The 1,135-nt window shown below is 63.3% G+C and carries 1 protein-coding gene; it reads right to left on the bottom strand.

What is annotated here, in order from left to right; translation table 11 throughout:
• On the bottom strand, positions 1-1,135 hold a 1,135-nt coding region (locus tag FJ980_RS33265), incomplete at both ends, for a PAS domain-containing protein (RefSeq protein WP_140547628.1).

Genomic DNA, 1,135 nt, shown 5'->3' with positions numbered 1-1,135 from the left:
AGCGTGTCCTGCATCTTGCGGTTGGCGAAAACGAAATTGTCCTCGCGGTCGTAGATGATCACGGCGGCCGGCAGCGATTCCAGCACGCTGGCCAGGTGTTTGCGGGCGTCCTGCGCCTCGGTCTCACGGCCCTTCATGTCCGAGACGTCGAAGAGGAAGCCGGCCACGTAGTTGCGGCCGCTTACCATTCTAACGCGGTTCTTCCTGACGACGCGCGAGCGGTTGACGCCGTCGACCTCGAAGCTTTCCTCCACCTCGTAAGGCCGCCCGGTCGCCAGCACCTCGCGCTCGCTTTCCTCGAACAGCGCAACCTCGGCCGGCGCGAGAAAATTGCCGCCGGGCTTGCCAAGCATGGTTTGCGGCGTCTGGCCGAACAGGCCCGCAAACGCCTCGTTGACGAAGACGAAGCGCAGATCGTCATCCTTGACGAAGATCGGATCCTTGACGCCGTTGATCACCGCTTCCGCCAGTCGCGCCTTTTCCAGCTCGTCGGCCAGCTCGGCCTCGCGATCCTTCATGTCGGTGACATCGACATAGGAGATGAGCCGCTTGCCGCCGGCCAGCGGGGCCAGCGACGCAACCAGGGTACGCCCGTCATTGCGCGGCAATTGTCTCGAGCCGGCGACGCCGGCCCTGATCTCGGACTCGCGCTCGGCGGTATGGCGCCGCCAGGCAACATCGTCTGCGCCGTAGGAATCGACGGCGCGGCTGGCCTCCATCAACTCGCGGAAGCCCGAGCCGATCCCGGCGCGCTGGGGATCGATTTTCCACAAATTGTAGAAGGCCTGGTTGATCACTTCGGCGCGCAGGTCGGCGTCGAGGACCATGATCCCGATCGGCATCGAATCGACCATCGTGCGAAGGTCGGCAAGGCCTCCCGAAGACACCTCTCCTTGCTGCTTCTGTTCCAGTTCTTCGAAGGCGACGGCCAATCCGGTGACATTGCGTCCAATGCCACGATAGCCGGCGAATTTCCCCTCGTCGTCGAAGCGTGGAAAGCCTGAGGTCAGCACCCAGCGGCAATCGGCGCTACCTCCCTTCAGTTCGTAGACGAAGTCACGGAACGGCCGATGCGCCTGCAGATCCTCTAGATGCATTGCCGCGCTGCGGTTGCCGTTCAGGACCTGCTTCAGGA

The organism is Mesorhizobium sp. B1-1-5, assembly GCF_006443065.1.
GTDB lineage: Bacteria > Pseudomonadota > Alphaproteobacteria > Rhizobiales > Rhizobiaceae > Mesorhizobium.
Note: the sequence above shows the minus strand (reverse complement) of the source record. Positions and strands in the feature narration are given on the sequence as shown.